The 18,008-nt window shown below is 72.1% G+C and carries 18 protein-coding genes; 9 read left to right on the top strand and 9 right to left on the bottom strand.

The features are described 5' to 3' along the window. Nucleotides 1–234: 234 nt before the first annotated feature. From ACWCPY_RS16665 to ACWCPY_RS16640, 6 genes are read left to right on the top strand one after another with little or no spacing between them, the layout of a single operon-like run. Nucleotides 235–537: an urease subunit gamma gene (locus ACWCPY_RS16665; RefSeq protein ID WP_451265516.1), complete on the top strand. Its 303-nt coding sequence runs from the start codon at nt 235–237 to the stop codon at nt 535–537. Then, nucleotides 534–902: an urease subunit beta gene (gene ureB, locus ACWCPY_RS16660; protein ID WP_451265514.1), complete on the top strand. Its 369-nt coding sequence runs from the start codon at nt 534–536 to the stop codon at nt 900–902. Before ACWCPY_RS16665 ends, ureB begins: the two co-directional genes overlap by 4 nt. Before the next feature lies 1 nt (nt 903). After that, on the top strand, nt 904–2,607 hold the full coding sequence (locus ACWCPY_RS16655; protein ID WP_451265512.1) for an urease subunit alpha: 1,704 nt from the start codon (nt 904–906) through the stop codon (nt 2,605–2,607). Next, nucleotides 2,607–3,272, top strand: a complete 666-nt coding sequence (locus ACWCPY_RS16650) for an urease accessory protein UreF (protein WP_451265510.1) — start codon at nt 2,607–2,609, stop codon at nt 3,270–3,272. The genes ACWCPY_RS16655 and ACWCPY_RS16650 overlap by 1 nt, the downstream gene beginning before the upstream one ends. Further along, on the top strand, nt 3,265–3,984 hold the full coding sequence (ureG, locus tag ACWCPY_RS16645; protein WP_451265508.1) for an urease accessory protein UreG: 720 nt from the start codon (nt 3,265–3,267) through the stop codon (nt 3,982–3,984). The genes ACWCPY_RS16650 and ureG overlap by 8 nt, the downstream gene beginning before the upstream one ends. Continuing rightward, the gene (locus ACWCPY_RS16640; protein WP_451265506.1) at nt 3,981–4,748 is read left to right on the top strand and encodes an urease accessory protein UreD; all 768 of its coding nucleotides are present in this window, start codon (nt 3,981–3,983) and stop codon (nt 4,746–4,748) included. The genes ureG and ACWCPY_RS16640 overlap by 4 nt, the downstream gene beginning before the upstream one ends. On the opposite strand, the gene ACWCPY_RS16635 is transcribed toward ACWCPY_RS16640, so the two are convergent. Then, nucleotides 4,735–6,015: an MFS transporter gene (locus tag ACWCPY_RS16635; protein ID WP_451265504.1), complete on the bottom strand. Its 1,281-nt coding sequence runs from the start codon at nt 6,013–6,015 to the stop codon at nt 4,735–4,737. The genes ACWCPY_RS16640 and ACWCPY_RS16635 overlap by 14 nt on opposite strands. A 224-nt stretch (nt 6,016–6,239) precedes the next feature. Between ACWCPY_RS16635 and ACWCPY_RS16630 the strand changes: the two genes are divergently transcribed. Beyond that, nucleotides 6,240–6,767, top strand: a complete 528-nt coding sequence (locus ACWCPY_RS16630) for a DinB family protein (protein WP_451265502.1) — start codon at nt 6,240–6,242, stop codon at nt 6,765–6,767. Between the two features lie 32 nt (nt 6,768–6,799). Here the strand turns inward: ACWCPY_RS16630 and ACWCPY_RS16625 are convergent, their stop codons facing one another. Then, nucleotides 6,800–7,846 (bottom strand): hypothetical protein, encoded by a 1,047-nt coding sequence (locus tag ACWCPY_RS16625; RefSeq protein WP_451265500.1) that lies wholly within the window; start codon nt 7,844–7,846, stop codon nt 6,800–6,802. A 211-nt stretch (nt 7,847–8,057) separates the two neighbouring features. Between ACWCPY_RS16625 and ACWCPY_RS16620 the strand changes: the two genes are divergently transcribed. Continuing rightward, nucleotides 8,058–8,636 (top strand): dihydrofolate reductase family protein, encoded by a 579-nt coding sequence (locus ACWCPY_RS16620; protein WP_451265498.1) that lies wholly within the window; start codon nt 8,058–8,060, stop codon nt 8,634–8,636. Nucleotides 8,637–8,744: 108 nt separating this feature from the next. Further along, on the top strand, nt 8,745–9,176 hold the full coding sequence (locus ACWCPY_RS16615) for a nuclear transport factor 2 family protein (RefSeq protein ID WP_451265496.1): 432 nt from the start codon (nt 8,745–8,747) through the stop codon (nt 9,174–9,176). A 67-nt stretch (nt 9,177–9,243) separates the two neighbouring features. Here the strand turns inward: ACWCPY_RS16615 and ACWCPY_RS16610 are convergent, their stop codons facing one another. From ACWCPY_RS16610 to ACWCPY_RS16580, 7 genes are all read right to left on the bottom strand, one after another. Next, on the bottom strand, nt 9,244–10,383 hold the full coding sequence (locus tag ACWCPY_RS16610) for a zinc-binding dehydrogenase (protein ID WP_451265494.1): 1,140 nt from the start codon (nt 10,381–10,383) through the stop codon (nt 9,244–9,246). Beyond that, on the bottom strand, nt 10,380–10,682 hold the full coding sequence (locus tag ACWCPY_RS16605) for a putative quinol monooxygenase (RefSeq protein ID WP_451265492.1): 303 nt from the start codon (nt 10,680–10,682) through the stop codon (nt 10,380–10,382). The genes ACWCPY_RS16610 and ACWCPY_RS16605 overlap by 4 nt, the downstream gene beginning before the upstream one ends. 6 nt (nt 10,683–10,688) lie before the next feature. Then, nucleotides 10,689–11,348 (bottom strand): glycerol-3-phosphate responsive antiterminator, encoded by a 660-nt coding sequence (locus ACWCPY_RS16600; protein WP_451265490.1) that lies wholly within the window; start codon nt 11,346–11,348, stop codon nt 10,689–10,691. Between the two features lie 114 nt (nt 11,349–11,462). Then, the gene (locus ACWCPY_RS16595; RefSeq protein ID WP_451265488.1) at nt 11,463–13,016 is read right to left on the bottom strand and encodes an FAD-binding oxidoreductase; all 1,554 of its coding nucleotides are present in this window, start codon (nt 13,014–13,016) and stop codon (nt 11,463–11,465) included. Continuing rightward, on the bottom strand, nt 13,013–14,686 hold the full coding sequence (locus ACWCPY_RS16590) for an FAD-dependent oxidoreductase (RefSeq protein WP_451265486.1): 1,674 nt from the start codon (nt 14,684–14,686) through the stop codon (nt 13,013–13,015). Before ACWCPY_RS16590 ends, ACWCPY_RS16595 begins: the two co-directional genes overlap by 4 nt. Nucleotides 14,687–14,760: 74 nt before the next feature. Then, nucleotides 14,761–16,332, bottom strand: coding sequence for an FGGY family carbohydrate kinase (locus ACWCPY_RS16585; protein WP_451265484.1), 1,572 nt, complete (start codon nt 16,330–16,332; stop codon nt 14,761–14,763). A 94-nt stretch (nt 16,333–16,426) separates the two neighbouring features. Then, nucleotides 16,427–17,881, bottom strand: coding sequence for an MFS transporter (locus tag ACWCPY_RS16580; RefSeq protein ID WP_451265482.1), 1,455 nt, complete (start codon nt 17,879–17,881; stop codon nt 16,427–16,429). Nucleotides 17,882–18,008 lie beyond the last annotated feature (127 nt).

Here is an 18,008-nt window from a genome sequence, read left to right as displayed (position 1 = left end):
GGCTACCGACACTTGTGCGGTCCCAACCCGACAGGAGTGTGCGGCCGCCTCTCTTTACCGTTTCTTGATGCACAAAATTTGTCTACTTTGCCCGTATATGGTGGTCGATAAGGCCAGAAAGGGACTTATCGCGGCACGGCGCAAGTTGCCACGGCGAGGCCGGCAGGCTTATAAGAGGAGCGTGGCCGAGGCGATTCCGGGAATTCCGGGGAATGCCGCCATGGAGGTTTCCCAATGTTTCTCACTCCGTCCGACACGGAGAAATTGCTGCTGAGCGTCGCCGGAATGGTCGCTCGCGACAGGCGGGACCGGGGCGTACGGCTCAACTACCCCGAGGCGGTCGCACTGCTCTCCTGCTGGGCCATGGAACGCGCCCGCGAGGGCGCCCGCGTCACCGACCTGATGACCGCGGGGAGGAATGTCCTCACCCGTGCTGACGTGCTGGAAGGTGTGCCCGAGATGCTGCGTGACGTCCAGGTCGAGGCAACCTTCCCGGACGGGCGCAAGCTCGTCACGATCACCTCGCCGATCCCGTGATCCCCGGGGAGATCCGGACCGGGTCCGGCGAACTGAAAATCAATGACACCCGTACGCAATTGCATGTGACCGTGGTGAACGACGGTGACCGGCCCATTCAAATCGGCTCGCATCTGCATTTCCCCGACGCGAATCCCGCACTTTCTTTCGACCGTGCCCTGACCGCGGGATTCCGGCTCGACATTCCTTCCGGTACTTCGCTGCGCTTCGAGCCCGGAGTCGGCGCCGAGGTCACCCTCGTCGAACTGGGAGGCCGCCGGAAGGTGCCCGGCATCGTCGTCCCGGGCACCCGGGCCGGGCGAACGGACGACCCGGAGGCGGCGCGAACGGACGACTCCCGGGCCGCAGGAACGGATGGCATGTGACATGGCACGAATTACCCGTGACGCCTACGCGTCGCTCTACGGCCCCACCGCCGGCGACCGCGTCCGCCTCGCCGACACCGACCTCTGGATCGAGGTCGAGGAGGACCGCTGCTTCGGCGGCGACGAGGCCGTCTTCGGCGGCGGCAAGTCCATCCGCGAATCCATGGCCCAGTCCACCGCCGCACGCGCCGACGGCGCCCTCGACCTCGTCATCACCAACGTCGTCGTCCTGGACCACTGGGGCATCGTCAAGACCGACGTCGGTGTCCGGTCCGGACGGATCGTCGCTCTCGGCCGCTCCGGCAACCCCGACATCAGCGACGGCGTCCACCCGGGCCTGGTGATCGGACCCGGCACCGACGTCGTCTCCGGCGAGGGCCGCATCCTCACCGCCGGAGCCATCGACACCCACGTCCACTTCCTCATGCCGGAGACCCTCCACGAGGCGCTCGCCACCGGCACCACCACCGTCATCGGCGGCGGCACCGGCGCCACCGAGGGATCCAAGGCCACCACGGTCACCCCGGGTGCCTGGAACCTCGCGATGATGCACCGGTCCCTGGACCGGGTCCCGCTCAACGTCATGCTGTTCGCCAAGGGCTCCACCGTCGGCGAGGAGGCCCTGCGCGAGGCGGCACTCGGCGGAGCGGGCGGCTACAAGGTCCACGAGGACTGGGGCGCCACCCCCGCCGCCATCGACGCGGCACTCAAGGCCGCCGACGAACACGGCCTCCAGGTCGCCCTGCACGCCGACAGCCTCAACGAGGCCGGCTACGTCGAGGGAACCCTGGACGCCATCGGCGGACGCGGCATCCACGTCTTCCACGCCGAAGGCGCGGGCGGCGGCCACGCACCCGACATCATCACCGTCGCCTCCCACCCCAACATCCTCCCGGCGTCCACCAACCCCACGCTCCCGCACACCGTCAACACCGTCGCCGAACACCTCGACATGCTGATGGTCTGCCATCACCTCAACCCGCGCGTCCCCGAGGACCTCGCCTTCGCCGAGTCCCGCATCCGCGCCACCACGATCGCCGCCGAGGACGTCCTGCACGACATCGGCGCGCTCTCCATCACCTCCTCGGACGCCCAGGCCATGGGCCGCATCGGCGAGGTCATCTGCCGCACCTGGCAGGTCGCGCACACGATGAAGCAGCGCTTCGGGGACCGGGGCAGCGAACTGCCCGCCGACAACGAACGCGCCCGCCGCTACATCGCCAAGTACACGATCTGCCCGGCGGTCGCCCACGGCATCGACCATGTCGTCGGTTCCGTCGAACCGGGGAAGCTCGCCGACCTCGTGCTGTGGGACCCCGCCTTCTTCGGCATCCGGCCCGCAGCCGTGATCAAGGGCGGCATGGTGGTGTACGCACCGCTCGGCGACGCCAACGCCGCGATCCCCACCACGCAGCCCGTCCTCCTGCGCCCCACCGCCGCCGCCGAGGCCGCCCCGCATCTCTCGGTCAGCTTCGTCGCCCCGTCGGCCCTGGCCGACGGACTCGCCGAACGCCTCGGTCTGGTCAGGGAACTGGTCGCGGTACGGCCCACCCGCCACCTCACCAAGGCGGACCTGCCGAACAACACGGCGCTCCCGGACATCGAGGTCGACCCGGAGACCTTCGCCATCCGGATCGACGGAGAGCTCGTGGAGCCCGCCCCCGCCACCGAACTGCCGCTGGCCCAGCGGTACTCCATGTTCTGATGGCCGGCCTGGCACCCCTGCTGCTCGCCGACGGACGGCTCCCGGTCGGCGCGTACACCTACAGCGCGGGACTCGAACCGGCCGTCGCGGCGGGTCTCACCCGCGACCGGATCCCCGCCCTGCTGAGGGCCCGGCTGCACACCGCGGCCGTCACCGAGGCCGCCGCCGCCGTACTCGCCCTGCGGGCCGCCGGCCGGGACCCGGTGGAGTACGGCCCCGTACAACAGGCCCTCGCCGCCCGGACCCCGGCCGCACCCCTGCGCGAGGCATCGGCGACGCTCGGACGCGGCGTACAGCGGCTGGCGCGCCGGCTGGCCCCCGGCCACCCGGCGGTCACCGCGCTGACCGGGGTCCGCCCCCGTCCGCTGCGTCCGGTGGCACTCGGCGCACTCGGGGCCGTCATGAAGGTGTCGGAGGAGGAGCTGGCGCGGGGCGTCGTCTACGACGAACTCCAGACCATCACCTCGGCGGCGCTCAAACTGCTGCCCGGCGACCCGCTGGACCCGGTCGCCTGGATCCTCGACGCCGAGCCGCACGCGGCGGCCGCGGTGGCCGAGGCGCTCGCGGTACGCACCCCGGCGGAACTGCCCGCCCGCACACCCCCGCTCACCGAACAGTGGGCGCTCGAACACGCACGACGAGAACGGAGACTCTTCCTTGCCTGACCAGCACCTCGACTCCACGCCCGACCGGCATCCCCACCAGCCGCGCGCTCTGCGCCTCGGCGTCGCCGGCCCGGTCGGCACCGGCAAGAGCTCGATCCTCGCCACCCTGTGCCGCGAACTGGCCGGCGAACTCGCCATGGGCGTCGTCACCAACGACATCTACACCGACGAGGACGCCCGTTTCCTCCGCTCGGCCGGTGTGCTGCCCACCGAGCGCATCCGGGCCGTCGAGACCGGCGCCTGCCCGCACACCGCGATCCGGGACGACATCAGCGCCAACCTCGATGCCGTGGAGGACCTGGAGGAGGCGTACGGCCCGCTCGACCTGGTGCTCGTCGAGAGCGGCGGCGACAACCTCACCGCCACCTTCAGCCCGGCCCTCGCCGACGCCCAGCTGTTCTGCATCGATGTCGCGGGCGGCGGCGACGTCGCCCGCAAGGGCGGCCCCGGCATCACCGGCGCCGACCTCCTGATCATCAACAAGACCGACCTCGCGCCCCATGTGGAGGTCGACGTGGACGCGATGGTCGCCGACGCGTCGAGCGCGCGCGACGGTCTGCCGGTCCTCGCGCTCTCCAAGAACGACCCGGTCTCGGTCGCCCGGCTGGCCAACTGGGTGAGGGAGATGCTCGAACGTCACCGCTCGGGCACCCATGTCCCCACCGACCCTGGCCCGATGGCGCCCCACAGCCACAGCCACGACGACTCGTGACCGAGGAATCCGCCGAGCCCACCGTCGTCGCCGTGGAGCGCGACGGTCCGGGCCGCCACCTCGCGCGCGAACTGCGCCTGGGCTCCTTCCTCGCGCCCCGGCCCCTGCTGCCGTCCGCCGACCGTCTGCGGATCGCTCTGGTCGGCACCCGGGCGGGCCTGCTCGCGGGCGACGATCTGCTGCTGGACATCTCGGTCGGCCCCGGCGCCCGGCTGGAGCTGGTCGAGCCGTCCGGCCTGGTGGCGTACGACCACCGCGGCGGCACGTCGCGGTGGCGGGCCCGCGTCGATGTGGCGGAGGGCGGCGAACTGCACTGGGACGCCCGGCCGTTCGTGATCTCCTCGGGGGCCCGGGTCGAGCGCTCCATGGAGGTCTCGCTGGCGGCCGGTGCGCGGATGCTGTGGCGCGACACCCTGGTCCTGGGGCGGTCCGGGGAGCGGGGCGGCGGGGTCAGGGCGATGACACGGGCCTCGTACGACGGCTGCGAGCTGCTGGTCGAGGACCTGGACCTCATGGACCCGGAGATGCGTGAACTCCCCGGAATCCTGGGCCCCAACCGCGTCATCGGCTCGGTCACGGCCCTCGGCGCCGATCCGGGCGGCCGGCCCCACCCGTACCGCATGGCACTGGCGGGGCCGGGGGCGCAGATACGGCTGCTGGACACGGTGGCACCCGCGATCGAGGCGGAGCTGGCCGCGGTCTGGGAGGACTGGCGGACACCGGGCGGCCGGGGAACGCCGGACCGCCCGGTCACGAACGGCTGACCGCGCCGCGAGCCGTCTCGCCACTGTCCACCGGACCGCGCGCCGTCGCACCCCGCGCCACCACGGCCGCACACAACAGCGCGGGCACCGCCGCGACCGCGAAGCAGACGGCCGGCGGGAGCCGGTCCACCAGCAGACCCACCGCCGCGGCGCCCACCGACGACCCCGCGTTGACCGCGGTGTTCACCCAGGCCCCCGCCTGTGTGCGGCTGCCCGCGCCCACGGACTCGTCCGCGATGAGGTACGCGGTGGTCAGCGCCGGCGCGACGAACAGCCCGGCCACCGCGGCGAACGCGGCCAGCACGTACACACCGGGCGACAGCCCGGCCCCGACCACGGCGGCGCCCAGTCCGGCGGCCAGCAGCGGGAGCCGCGCCCGGTTCGACGCCCGCCAGGGGACGGCGCCGTGGGCGAGCCCCCCGACCGCGCTTCCGGCCGAGAGCGCGGCGAGCACCCACGACACGGCCGCCGTGCCCTGGTGGCGCTGCTCGGTGAATGCCACCACCAGCAGGTCCAGGCCCCCCAGGCACAGGCCCACGGCCGCCGTCACCAGCACCGCGTGCCGCAGTCCGACGACGCCGAGCAGCCGCCGTCCGACCTGCGGGTCATCCGGTCCGGCGGCCTTGTCGTCCGACGGCGCCACGCCCGCACCGCGGACCGCCGGTGACGACACCAGCGCCAAGGTGCCCACGAGGATCAGCGCGGCGCTGACCGCGATCCCGGCCGCGGGCGAGGCGCACCTCACCACCACCCCCACCAGCAACGGACCACTGACGAAGAGGAGTTCCTCGGCGACACCGTCCAGACTGTAGGCGCGCCGCAACAGCTCCCGGTCGGCGACGAGACCGCTCCACAGGGTCCGCATCACCGGCCCCAGCGGTGGTGTACAGACCCCCGCAGCGGCGGCCAACGCCCCCAGCAGGAACGCCGGGGCCCCCGGCCGCCAGGTGGCGTACGCGAGGGCGGCGAGCAGTACCGCGTAGACCCCGGCCATCGGCGGCAGGGCCCGGCGCGGCCCGTGCCGGTCGATCAGCGCGGCACGGGCGGGGGAGACGAGGACACTGGCCGCCCCGTACAGGGCCATGACGGCACCGGCGACGGAGTACGAGCCGGTGGCGGCTTTCACCGCCAGCATCAGGGAGAGGGAGACCATCCCGTACGAGAGCCGCCCCAGCAGGGCGGAACCGAAGGTGCGGGCGGCGTGACGGGTACGCAGGACAGTGGCGTACGAAGGCGTGCGTGAAGGCACGGGTGAGGGCGAGAGCATCGGTACGTTCCTCGTGGGGGCAGCGCGAAGAGGGCGCTGCGGGCATGCGGGGACACCGGAGTGCCGCACCCGGTGGAAGCGGGGTGCGGTCAGTGCGGGGCCCTACGCAAGGGGGAGGAACATGCCGGTCAAGGTATCAGGGCGACCGGCCCGGGTGGAGGGGAGTCCGGCGTCGCATCGGCCGAAAAGTGTTGTGAGGTGTGACCTCGCCTCGGGTAATTTCGATGACCATGTCGCCCTCCCTGTACCCCTCCCGCGAGCGCCCCGCCTACGACGCGGACGAGCGGACCCAGCTCGCCGGCTGGCTCGACACGCAACGCGCGACCGCCCGCTGGAAGTGCGAGGAACTCTCGGAGGCGGACGCGCACCGCTCCGTCCTGCCGTCCTCGCCGCTCATGACGATGGCGGGTGTCATGTCGCACCTCCGCTGGGCCGAGCACCTCTGGTTCGAGGTCGTCCTGATGGGCCGCCCGGCGGTGGGGCCCATCTTCGACGGGCCGAAGGACGCCGGCATGATGGTCGAGGGCGTTCCGCTCGCGAAGCTGCTGGACGACTACGACCGGCAGGTCGCGACGTCGAACGAGATCATCGCGGCAGGCTCGCTCGACGACGTGGGCCGGCACCCGGACTTCGAGGCCTCGGGCGCGAGCCTGCGCTGGATCCTGCTCCACATGATCGAGGAGACCGCCCGGCACGCGGGCCACCTGGACGCCATCAGAGAGATCCTGGACGGCAGGACGGGCCACTACTGAGGTGTGCCGCCGCCCGGTGTCCGCCGCCCGCGTCATCCGGTGGTGCCGGTGATGTCCGTGTTGGCCGCCAGGAGCCGTCCGGCGGTCCGCCGGAGTCCGGGAAGGAAGGCGATGACCTCCTCGCCCCGGCGGAGCAGGTCATCGGTGGACGTGATGCCGAGATCGGCGACGGCCTCCTGGAAGGCCGGGAGCCGTGCGCGGTGCAGTTCGGGGGCGTCCACGGCCAGTACGGTGTGACAGCGCGCGAAGGTCGCGATGATCCAGAACACCGCTTCGCGGTGGTCGCCCCGCTCGATGAGGTGCCGGCTGCCGTCGATGGCGATCGGCCGCGCCCCGGCGGTGATGTCGCCACTGAAGAAGAACGGCGTACGGGCGACCTCCGCGGCCGCGTCGAAGGTGCGGGCCAGCTCGTCCAGGTGGTGCCCCGTCCTGGGCGCGGACAGCCCTGCGCACCCGAGCAGTTCCAGCAGCTCGGGGTACAGCTGCCCCTGCCCGTACGCGTCGAGGACCTCACGGGCCGCCGGGTACCGCAGCCGGACCGTGGGGTTGCGCAGCGCGGCGGCCAGCAGGACATGGGTGGTGACCCCGGTGGGGAACAGCCAGGACATCACCTGTTCATGGAACGGCGCGGAGGCGTCGAAGGCGGCGAGGCGGGTCTCGATCCGGCGCTCGGCGTCCAGGCACCTGCGGTGCACCCAGCGCCGCTCGGCGAACCGGCGCGAGACGTCCGCCCGCAGTTCGCGCAGCCGGCCCGTCGGGTCTTCGATGACCGTGTCCCGGCGGAAGCTCCCCGCCAGATGGTACGAGGAGAGCACCCCGTCAGCCGAGGCGAGCTCCTCCCACGGCAGATGGCTGACCTCCAGCAGCACACCCCGGAAACGGAACTTGCCCGGCCCGGCCGGCGGGTCCGGTGCGGCGGTGACGACCACCACGTCCACGTCCGAGAACGGGGACAGCCCGGCGTCGTCCGGCAGGCCCACCGTGGAGCCGCTGAAATAGGCGCCGCGGAAGCCGGGACCGGGCCGGGCATGCTCGGTGACCCACTGGACCGCGGCCGAACGGGCCGTACCGACTCTCATACCGAACCTCTTTCCGGGCCGTGGGAACGCACCGGCCGCAGCGATGCCGCTTCGACCGAATCACCGTATGCCGGTCCTGCCGTGCCGCGCGGAGCTGTGCCGTGGAGTGCCCACGAGGTGTGTCATTCGTTGCCAGGTGCGCGGCCGAGGCGTCAACTGTTCTGGCGCCGGGCGACCGTGTGGCGCGACGCCTCCGGCAAAGAGGATTGCGATGAGGAAGATCGTCCTGATGTCCCAGGTGTCCCTCGACGGCTTCATCGAGGGGCCGGACCGCGAGATCGACTGGCACCTGGTCGACGACGAACTGCACCGTCACTTCAACGAGCAGCTCAGGGCCATGGGCGGCTTCCTGGAGGGCCGGGTGACCCATCAGCTCATGGCGGACTTCTGGCCGACCGCCGACTCCGATCCCTCCGCCACCGAAACCGTGGCGGACTTCGCCGGCATCTGGCGGGACATGCCCAAGATCGTGTTCTCCCGGACCCTGGAACGGGCCGACTGGAACACCACGATCAGGCGGGAGGTCGACGCGGAGGAGATCAGGGCACTGAAGGCGCAGCCCGGCGGGGACCTGTGTCTCGGGGGCGCCGATCTCGCCGCGACCTTCATGCGGCTCGATCTGGTCGACGAGTACCGCGTCTACGTCCATCCGGTCCTCATCGGCCGGGGCAAACCCCTCTTTCCGGCCTCGGCGGTGCGGACCGGCCTCCGTCCGGCCGGGAGCCGGGAGTTCGGCAACGGGGTCGTGCTGCTTCGTTACGACCGTGCCGCGGTTGCTCCAGCGGAATGAACTCCCCGGGCCACGACGGTGTGCGACCGGTGCTGTGCCGGGTCGTACGGGGAGCCCTCCCCGTATAACTGCCGCACCGTCGCGAGAGCTCTCACGAAAGGACCGGCGATGACGCTCAGTGTCGAGGACCGTCTGGACATCTCCGAACTGCTCGCCCTGCACGGGCACTTGGTCGACAACGACGAACTGGACCGGCTGGACGAGCTGTTCACCGACGACATCGTCTACGAAACCTCGAACCTCGGGCACGGGGAGGTGCACGGGCTGGCCGCCTTCCGGGACATGGCGAGGGCGCGGGCGGGCAAGCCCGGCGCACCCGTGGGCCACCATGTCACCAACATCGTCCTGACCGAGGCCGGGGACGGCCGGGTCCACGCGCGGTCCAAGGGGATCGGTGCCGGTGCCGACGGTCAGTGCGGAAGCGTGACCTACGAGGACGTGATCGTGCGCGGTGAGCGGGGATGGCGCATCGGCCGGCGCAGGATCACCCTGCACTTCACGCCCGCGTCCGCGCCGGAGACCGAGGAGGCCGACAGCTGACGGCCGACGGCCGGCGGCGCCCCTCGGGCATCCAGGGGCGCCACCGGCCGTTTCACGGCCCGGGGCGTCAGCCGTTCAGCATCCCCGAGGTGTCGATGACCTGACGGATCGCCCGGCCCGAAGCCAGCTCCTCCATCGCCGCGTTGATGTCGCTCAGCGGCAGCGTGCCCGTGTGCATCTGCTCCACCGGCATCAGACCCGCCCGCCACAGGTCCAGGAACCTCGGGATGTCGCGGCGCGGCACCGCGTCACCCATGTACGAGCCCAGCAGCGACTTGCCCTCGCCCGCGAACGCCAGGGCCGGTACCTCCAGCACCCGGTCCGGTGCGGGCAGGCCCACCGAGACGACCTTGCCGCCCCGTGCCACGGCCGACAGGCACTGCGCCATCACCTTCGGACTGCCCACCGCCTCAACCGCCAGCTCGGCGCCACCGGAGGTGAGTTCACGGATCTGTCGCAGCGCGTCATCGGGGGCGCAGGCATGCGTCGCACCCAGCCGGAGAGCCAGCTCGCGCTTCTCCTGGACCGGGTCGACCGCGACGATCGGATACGCCCCCGCGGCGCGGGCACCCAGCACCGCGGAGAGGCCCACCCCGCCCAGGCCGTAGACCACCGTCGACTGCCCCGGACGCAGGGCCGCCGTGTTGATCACCGCGCCCGCGCCCGTCAGCACCGCGCAGCCGAACATCGACGCCACGGTGAACGGAACGTCCTTGGGGATCGGCACCACCGACTCCTGGGCCAGCACCGCGTGTTCGGAGAACGCGGACACGCCCAGCTGGTGGTGGACCGGGTTGCCGGCGGCGTCGGTCAGCAGCGACGGGCCGTGCAGCAGCGCCCCCGAGCCGTTGGCCGCCGCGGCCTGCGCGCACAGGGCCGGCCGGCCCTGTGCGCAGTCGCCGCAGAAGCCGCAGCTCGGCACGAAGACCAGCGCGACATGGTCGCCGGGGGAGACCCGCCCGACACCCGGTCCGGTCTCCTGGACCACGCCCACCGCCTCGTGGCCCAGGGCCATCGGCAGCGGGCGGACCCGGTCGCCGTTGACCACCGAGAGGTCCGAGTGGCAGAGCGAGGCGGCCGCGATCCGGACCAGCACCTCGCCCTCGCGAGGGGCGCCCAGCTCCAGCTCCTCCACCTCGACCGGACGGGTCCCGGAGTACGGGCGGGCCGTCGATATCCCGCGCAGCACCACCGCACGGGTCTTCACGCCGTCACCTCCGGACGCGGCGCGCAGCGCAGCACGTCCCGGCTCTCCAGCAGCGGCACGACCTTGCCGAGCACGATCTCCTGGAAGTGCGGGGTGGCGCAGTGCGCGGTGAAGTCGGCCTCGGAGGCGTACTCCTCGTACAGCACGATCGCGCGCGGGTCCTCGGTGCCCTGGTGGACCCGGTAGGCGAGGTTGCCGGGCTCCTCGCGGGAGGCGGCGGCCATCGTGTCGAGCAGGGGCAGGACGGTGTTCTCCTCACCGGCCCTGGTGCGGTAGCGGGCTATGACCACATACGTCATGGGGGGTTACTCCTGGGGTGGGACGGGCCTCTTCGGAGCGGAGGGCGGGACCGGCGGCAGCTGGTCCCGGCGCAGAGTCCAGAGGCGGGGGTCGGACGTGGCGGCGGCGGCCGACCCGAGGGCCAGTGCCAGCGCGACGTCCGCGGGGCTCTCCACGAAGCCCGCGGCCACCGACGGGGACATCGCGCGCTGTGCCTGCGCGCTCATCCGGCCGATGATCGGGGCGGGCATGATCTCGACCAGGTCCGGCGCCCCGCGCGAGATCGCGTCCGTGGAGCGGCGCAGATTGGACCGGTCGGTGACGAACACCTTCATCATCGTCAGCAGGCCGAGCGGGCGGCCCTTCTCTATGAGGGAGAGCCGGGTGCTGACCACGCCGTGCGCGCCCATGTTCCTGATGAACTCCAGCGCGCCCCGGTCCTGGGCCAGACCGGGGCTGCTGTCCACGTTGACGAACACGGTCTTCCCCGCCCGGCCCAGCGCCGGCACGACCTGGGGCAACTGCCCCACCGCGAACGAGGCGAGGATGCACACCTTGGCCGGTGCGGTCAGGAACTGCCGCAGCGGCTGGGTCCCGACGACCGACGCGACGACCGGCACCTCGGCGAACGCCGCGGTGAGCCGGGGGTCGAGCGGGGCACCGGACCGGGAGGGGGAAGGGGTCATGGCAAGGGCCTGCCTGGGGAGGAAGGGGTTCGTGGCTGCTGCCGGCCAGGGGCCTCTCGTGCGGGTCATGCCGGGGTCGCGGGGTCCGGCATGACCCAGACGGAGGACCTGGAGTCAGTTCAGCGGAGACGTACCGAATCGGCTGGGAAGGCCCAGTTTGCCAGGGTTGAGAATGCCGGCCGGGTCCAGGGCCTTCTTCACCGCGACGAAGGTCGCGAAGCCCGCCCCGAGGGATTCCTCCAGGTAGGGGCCGCGCAGCAGACCGCAGCCGTGGTGGTGGCTGAGCGCCGCCGCGTGCTCGATCAGCACGGCGTTGGCCGCGTCCCACACCGAGCGGTACCAGTCGCGGCGCGACTCGGGAGCCACGTCGCCGCGCAGCGAGAAGTAGACGCAGGCGCCGTCGGTGTAGGCGTGGGACTGGTGGGCCGAGGCCGCCAGGGTGCCGGGCACCGACTGGATCGCGGCGACCACCTCGTCGTAGATCACCGGGAGGTCGGTCCAGGACGCGGCCATCTCCAGGGTGTCGGCGACGAAGCCGGGGCCGGGCTTGAAGCCGTCGGCGGACTTGCCGACCAGCATCCGCTCGTCCAGCCAGCGTTCGAAGACCGCCTTGCTGTCCAGCTCGGGGCCGTACTCCTCGCAGACCTCGGCCGCCACCTTGATCGAGGCGTCGACGATGGCCGGGTCGCCCTCGTCGGCGACGAGCAGGAGGTTGGTCTCCGGGTGGCCGAAGTGGGTGCCCGACTCCAGGGTGTCGTACAGCCGCAGGACGGCCGGGGTCGCACCGCGCTGCATGATCCTGCGGCAGGCGTCCAGGCCCTCGGCGAAGGTCTTGAAGCCGTACGCCACGGCGTCGGCGTACTCCGGCAGCGGGTGCACCCGCAGCCGGGCCGAGACGATGACGCCGAGGGTGCCCTCGGAGCCGACGAACAACTGGCGCAGGTCCGGGCCGACCGCGGCGCGCGCGTAGTCGCCGTACGTGGCCCGGGTGCCGTCGGCGTGCACCACGTCCACGCCGACGACCATGTCCTCGATCTTGCCGTAGCGGGTGGAGAGCTGACCGGCGCCGCGGCAGGCGATCCAGCCGCCGACCGTCGAGACGGCGAACGCGGACGGCCAGTGGCCGGTGGTGACGCCGTACTCCTCCTGGAGCTGCTTCTCGAAGAGGTCGCCGAACATGCCGGCCTGGACGTCCACGACGTTCGACTCGGCGTCGAAGCCGGTGATCCGGTTCAGCCCGCAGACATCCAGGACGACGCCGCCGAAGACGGGGAGCGCCGCACCGGTGACATTGGAGCGGCCGGCGGACGGCGTGACCGGGATGCCGGCCTCGTGGCAGATCCGCAGCACGGCCGCGACCTGGTCGGCGTCGGCCGCCTCGACGATCACGGCGTCCGGCGTCGCGGGACGGCCCTCGGTCTCGCCGATCATCGAGCCGGCCCACCAGTCACGGGTCCGGGTGACCACCTCCTCGCGGGCGGTGTGCACCGCGTGCGCCGCCTCGCGCAGCGCCTCGATCACGCTCTCGGGCACCTCGACCGGGTTCACCTGGAGGGCGGCCTCGCCGTCCCCGATCGGGGTGTTCTGCGCCCACTTGGCGAAGCTGGGGGCGCCGATCGTGTAGTTGCCCCGGTTGAACGGGTGGGTGATGGTCTGACGGCTGATCATGCTGCTGCCCCTTCGAGGAGTACGGACTTTTCGTGACGGACGGCTGCGAGGTACTCGGAGACCGAACGCTCCACCTCGGCCTGAGTGAGGTTCAGTTCCCGGCCGAGGATCGCGCCCACGGCCCCGGCGGCGTCGGCGGACGCGTCCCGGGCGAACAGCCGGGCGCGCATCCGGCGGGAGAGCACGTCGTCGACCGAGCGGGCCAGTTCGGCGCGGGCCGCGTAGACGACCTCCGCCTTGGTGTACGGGAGTCCCGCGACGATCGGCTCGGCCAGCGACGGGTCGTCCTGGATCAGGTCGCCGACGAAACGGGCCTCGGTGCCGAAGCGCTCGCCGAGGTGCGCGGCGATGCCACCGGAGGCCGCGACGGCCTCGGCGTCGTAACCGGCACCGCCGAGCAGCGGGAGGTCGGTGGTGCGGCTCCTGCCCTTGCGGCCGAGGACGGTCATCACCTTGTCGATGACGAGCTCGCCCATGTGCCGGCTGGTGGTGAGCTTGCCGCCGGTCACCGTCACCATCCCGGTGCGGCCGATGGTGATGTGGTGGTCGCGGCGCATGTCGAGGGTCGCGCCCTCCTTGCCGCCGACCAGCGGGCGCAGACCGCCGATGGAGCCGACCACGTCGTCCGGGGTGAGCTTCCCCTCGAAGGCGGTGTTGGCGCCCTCCAGCAGGAAGTCCATCTCCTCCCGGGTGCAGTGCACATCGTCGGGGGAGCCCTGGTAGTCCTCGTCGGTGGTGCCGAGCACGACGCTGTTGCCCCAGCGGGTGCAGGTCGCGCGGCGGGCCCGGCCGGGGATCGGCACGGTGACCGTGCAGTTGATCCGCACCTTGTCCCACGGCACCACGATGTGGACGCCCTTGGCGGGCCTGACCTGCGGCTTGTGGCCGTCGTCCGCCTTCGCGTCGAGCTCATCGGTCCAGACGCCGGTGGCGTTGACGACGGCCCGCGCCCGGATGTCGAAGCTGTCGCCGTCCGCCGAGACCCGGGCGCCGGCCACCTTGCCCGCCTGCATCAGCAGACCCTCGGCCCTGGCGCCGTTGAGGACCGTCGCACCGAGCGCGGCGGCGGTCCGCACGATGGTGAGGACGAGGCGGGCGTCGTCGGTGCGGGCGTCGAAGTACATCAGCCCGCCCTTGAGGTTCTCCGCACGCAGCGTCGGCGCCTGCGCGAGGACCTCGGGGACGGTGAGCCGCTGGTGCAGCTTGCCGATCCGCCAGCCGCCGACCAGGTCGTACGTCCACAGCAGACCCTCGAAGCCCTTGGCGAGGCGGGCGTCGAAGATGCCCTCCTTCTCCAGGATCGGGAAGAGGAACGGCAGCCGGTGCACCAGGTGCGGGGCGTTCTTGCGGAAGCGGTGCCGCTCCAGGAGCGAGTGGCGGACCAGGTTGACATTGCCCTGCTCGATGTAGCGCAGGCCGCCGTGCACCATCTTCGAGGACTTCGACGACGTACCGGAGGCGAAGTCGTCCTTCTCGACCAGCGCCGCGCGCAGCCCGCGCGAGGCCGCGTCGAGCACGGCGTACGCCCCGGTGATGCCGCCGCCTATGACGAGCACGTCGTACGTGTCGTCGGCCAGCCGGCGCTTGAGGGCCGCACGGTCGAGCAGCAGGGGCGTTCGGCGGGTCGCCGCGGCGCTGCGCCGCGGCTTCCGGGCGGGCATGGTGATCACAACATCAACTCCTGGTGTTTCGGTGCGGCGGCCGTGTGGTCGGTACCGGCCGCCGGGTGACGGTCGGGGGGCCGTCAGTGGGGGGTGCGAGGTTCGGGGTCCGTCAGGGGGAGCAGGGCGGGGTCGTTCAGGTGGGCGATGAGCACGTCGCGCCAGGCGGACCGCTGCGCGGTGCGCTCGGCCGCCGTGATCGAGGGCTCGAAGATCCGGCCGAGCGGCTGCGCCTCGACGACCTCTTCGAGCGAGGACCACAGGCCCTGCGCGACACCGGCGAGATACGCGGTGCCCCGCAGGCTGGCGGTGGCGGAGTCGGAGACCCGCTCCAGCGGCAGACCGGTCAGGTCGGCCTGGATCCGCATCAGCGGGTCGCTGCCCGAGACACCGCCGCCGACCCGGAGGCGGGTGAACGGTGTGCCCATCGTGTCGGCGACCCCGTCGATCAGGTCGCACACCGAGTGCGCGATCCCGTCGAGGACGGCGCGGGCGAGATCGGCGCGGGTGGTGGCGAGGGTGAGCCCGGTGAGGGAGGCGGTGGCCTCCGGGTGCCAGACCGGCGTACGGACCCCGGCGAGCGCCGGGACGAAACGCGGGGTGCGGCCCGGCCGGGTGGGGACCCGGCCCGCCTCCTCACCGAGCTCCTTCGGCGACGCGAACAGCCCCAGGTCGTCGCAGAGCCAGCGCAGCGCCGAACCCGCCGTGGAGGTGTACGCCTCCAGGCTGTAGTGGCTGATGTCGCCCTGCCGCCGGCCGGGCTGGGCGAGCACCCCGGAGATGTCCGGCCGGGGCAGGGCGGGCGTGGTGCCGGTCGCCGCGTCGACGAAGGCCCCGGTCCCGTACACGCACATGCCCTGCCCGGCGGCGAGGCCGCCGAGTGCGACGAGCGCGGCGTGCTGGTCGCCCATGGAGGCGGCCAGCGGGACGGCGATCCCGAGGGCGGCCGGGTCGGTCGTACCGAATCCGGCGTCGTCGGAGCGGAGCTCCGGGAGCAGGTCGAGCGGGAAGCCGAGGTGGCCGATCCACTCCTCGTCCCAGGCGTGCCGCTCCAGCAGGTAGCCACCGGTGGAGGCGGCGTTCGTCGGCGTCGTGGCGTGCACGGCGCCGCCGGTGAGCCGCCAGATCAGCCAGGTGTCGACGGTGCCGAAGAGCAGCCGGCCCTCGCGGTGCGCGGCGGCCACCTCCGGGTGCGCGGCGATCTGCCGGGCGGCCCAGAGGAACGGTGCGCGGGCGCCGACCGGCCGGCCCTGGCGGGCCAGCAGGGCGGCGTCCCACTCGGTTTCGTACGCGGTGAGCTCGGCCGCGTACCGCCGGTCCTGCCACACCACCGCGGGCAGCAGCGGCCGCCCGGTCACCCGGTCCCACAGCATCGCGGTCGCCCGCTGGGTGGAGAGTGCCACCGCGGTGATCCCGATGCCCTCCTCGCGGGCCCGGCCGACGGCCCGGCGCGCCACCTCGACGGTGGCGGACCAGATCTCCATCGGGTCCTGCTCGACCGAGAGGTCGTCCGGATGGCTGACCTTGATCGACCGGTAGAACACCTCGTGGGCGGCGCCGGAGTCGAGGACGACTCCGGCCCGGGTGCCGGTGGTGCCCTCGTCGATGGACAGCACACCGCGCCGTGGGGCGGCGCCGGGGAGCGTCTGCGTCATTGCAGCCCTTTCATTGCGAGCATCGCGAGCGAGCTGTGCGGAGGGGGAGAGAGGGGAGGGGACCATCGTGTGGTGCGACAGGCCCGGCGGCCGGTCAGCGCGCGGTCAGGGACTCCGCGGATTCGGAGGGACCCGTCTGCGCGGCGACGGCGGCCCGGTCCTGGCCGGCGGCCTCGTCGGGGGAGGCGGCCTTCGTCGGGTCCCACTTGATCGCCAGGCAGGTGATCAGGCCGAGCAGCGGCACGACGGAGAGCACCAGGAAGGTGTCGGCGAGCCCCAAAGAGTCCTTGATCTGCGGGAAGACGTACAGCCCGACGACACTGCCGAAGCTGCCGACCATCCCGGTGACACCGGTGCCGAGCGCCCGGACGTCGCTGCTGTACGAGAGCGCGGCGATGGACTTGCCGTTGGCACCGGGGCCCGCGGAGTGGCAGAGGATGAACAGCACCGGCAGCAGGAACGCCACGGCCGTGGGCACCTTCTCGAAGGTCAGCCCCATCGCGAGCAGTGCCACGAAGACACCGGCGAACCCGGCGGCGGAGCTGAGCCGCAGTCCCAGCCGGCGGCCGAAGTAGGCGGAGAGGAGCCCGCCGGCGATACCGAAGGCGTTGAAGACCATCGAGCCGATCGTCGCCTTCTCGAAGCTCTCGCCGAAGATCGTCAGGCTGATCAGCGGGAGGTACCAGCCGACCGCGAAGTACTGCATCGACTGCCCGAGCGAGATCACCGAGGAGAGGACCGTGCGCGGCAGGTACTCGCCCTTGAAGAGCAGCCCGGCCTGGCGGAAGCCGATGGCGGGCGCCTCGGTGGCGGCGCGGGTCGCCTCGTCGGGCTTCCCGGCGACGGCCTCGATCCGGTAGATCTTCTCCAGGTTGACGACGGCCTCGTCCAGCCGGCCCTTGCTCGCCAGCCAGGTGGGGCTCTCCCGCAGCATCAGCCACTGACCCAGCAGCAGGGCGGCGGCGACGACCGCGGCCGAGCCGACCGACCAGCGCCAGATGTCCGCGCCGACGTCCAGGTTGAAGAAGACCAGGGCGAGCGCGAGGTTGCTGGTGGTGGCGACGTACCAGACGGCCTGCCACAGGTTCAGCCGGCCGCCCAGCTTCGCGGGGGTGTACTCGGCGAGCAGCGCCATGGCCACGGCGAAGTCGATGCCGTACGCGACACCCACCAGGACCCGGCCGAGCCAGACGACGGTGAAATCACCGGCGAAGGCGGCCAGCAGGGCGCCCGCGATGGCGAACACCTTGGCGATGAGCAGCGGGGGCACGCGGCCGATCCGGGTGGCCAGCCAGCCGCCGACCGGGTTGAAGATGATCGCCAGGGCCGGAGCGGTGGCCGTGAGGATCGAGACCTGGGTGCTGGTGAGCTCCATCTGGGACGTCATCGGCCCCAGACCGGCGCTCAGCGCGGCGTTCGAATAGGCGTCGAGGAACAGCCCGCCGAACACGAGAAACCAGATGACCTGCGCCCGGCCGGTGATCTTTCCCAGCCCATCGATGAGCGCAACGACGTCGCCGACGCCTTTGACGCTCGGACGTTGTGCCATGAATCCGCCTTCGAGGAAGACCCATCGGCGGCACGGGGAGCACAAAAAAACAGGCATGACGAAACCACCGACAGGTGGTCTATGTCTGTGCCTGTCAAAACACTGCGGAAAGCGCCGCAGCACGTGA

It is taken from the genome of Streptomyces sp. NPDC002403, assembly GCF_053593015.1.
Note: the sequence above shows the minus strand (reverse complement) of the source record. Positions and strands in the feature narration are given on the sequence as shown.

Excerpts from the sequence above, each read along its gene's own strand:
- ACWCPY_RS16585 (WP_451265484.1), bottom strand. The coding sequence starts at position 16,332 with ATGACGCAGACGCTCCCCGGCGCCGCCCCACGGCGCGGTGTGCTGTCC.
- ACWCPY_RS16650 (WP_451265510.1), top strand. The coding sequence starts at position 2,607 with ATGGCCGGCCTGGCACCCCTGCTGCTCGCCGACGGACGGCTCCCGGTC.
- ACWCPY_RS16620 (WP_451265498.1), top strand. The coding sequence starts at position 8,058 with ATGAGGAAGATCGTCCTGATGTCCCAGGTGTCCCTCGACGGCTTCATC.
- ACWCPY_RS16615 (WP_451265496.1), top strand. The coding sequence starts at position 8,745 with ATGACGCTCAGTGTCGAGGACCGTCTGGACATCTCCGAACTGCTCGCC.
- ACWCPY_RS16630 (WP_451265502.1), top strand. The coding sequence starts at position 6,240 with ATGACCATGTCGCCCTCCCTGTACCCCTCCCGCGAGCGCCCCGCCTAC.
- ACWCPY_RS16580 (WP_451265482.1), bottom strand. The coding sequence starts at position 17,881 with ATGGCACAACGTCCGAGCGTCAAAGGCGTCGGCGACGTCGTTGCGCTC.
- ACWCPY_RS16605 (WP_451265492.1), bottom strand. The coding sequence starts at position 10,682 with ATGACGTATGTGGTCATAGCCCGCTACCGCACCAGGGCCGGTGAGGAG.
- ACWCPY_RS16635 (WP_451265504.1), bottom strand. The coding sequence starts at position 6,015 with ATGCTCTCGCCCTCACCCGTGCCTTCACGCACGCCTTCGTACGCCACT.
- ACWCPY_RS16665 (WP_451265516.1), top strand. The coding sequence starts at position 235 with ATGTTTCTCACTCCGTCCGACACGGAGAAATTGCTGCTGAGCGTCGCC.
- ACWCPY_RS16625 (WP_451265500.1), bottom strand. The coding sequence starts at position 7,846 with ATGAGAGTCGGTACGGCCCGTTCGGCCGCGGTCCAGTGGGTCACCGAG.
- ACWCPY_RS16595 (WP_451265488.1), bottom strand. The coding sequence starts at position 13,016 with ATGATCAGCCGTCAGACCATCACCCACCCGTTCAACCGGGGCAACTAC.
- ACWCPY_RS16655 (WP_451265512.1), top strand. The coding sequence starts at position 904 with ATGGCACGAATTACCCGTGACGCCTACGCGTCGCTCTACGGCCCCACC.
- ACWCPY_RS16600 (WP_451265490.1), bottom strand. The coding sequence starts at position 11,348 with ATGACCCCTTCCCCCTCCCGGTCCGGTGCCCCGCTCGACCCCCGGCTC.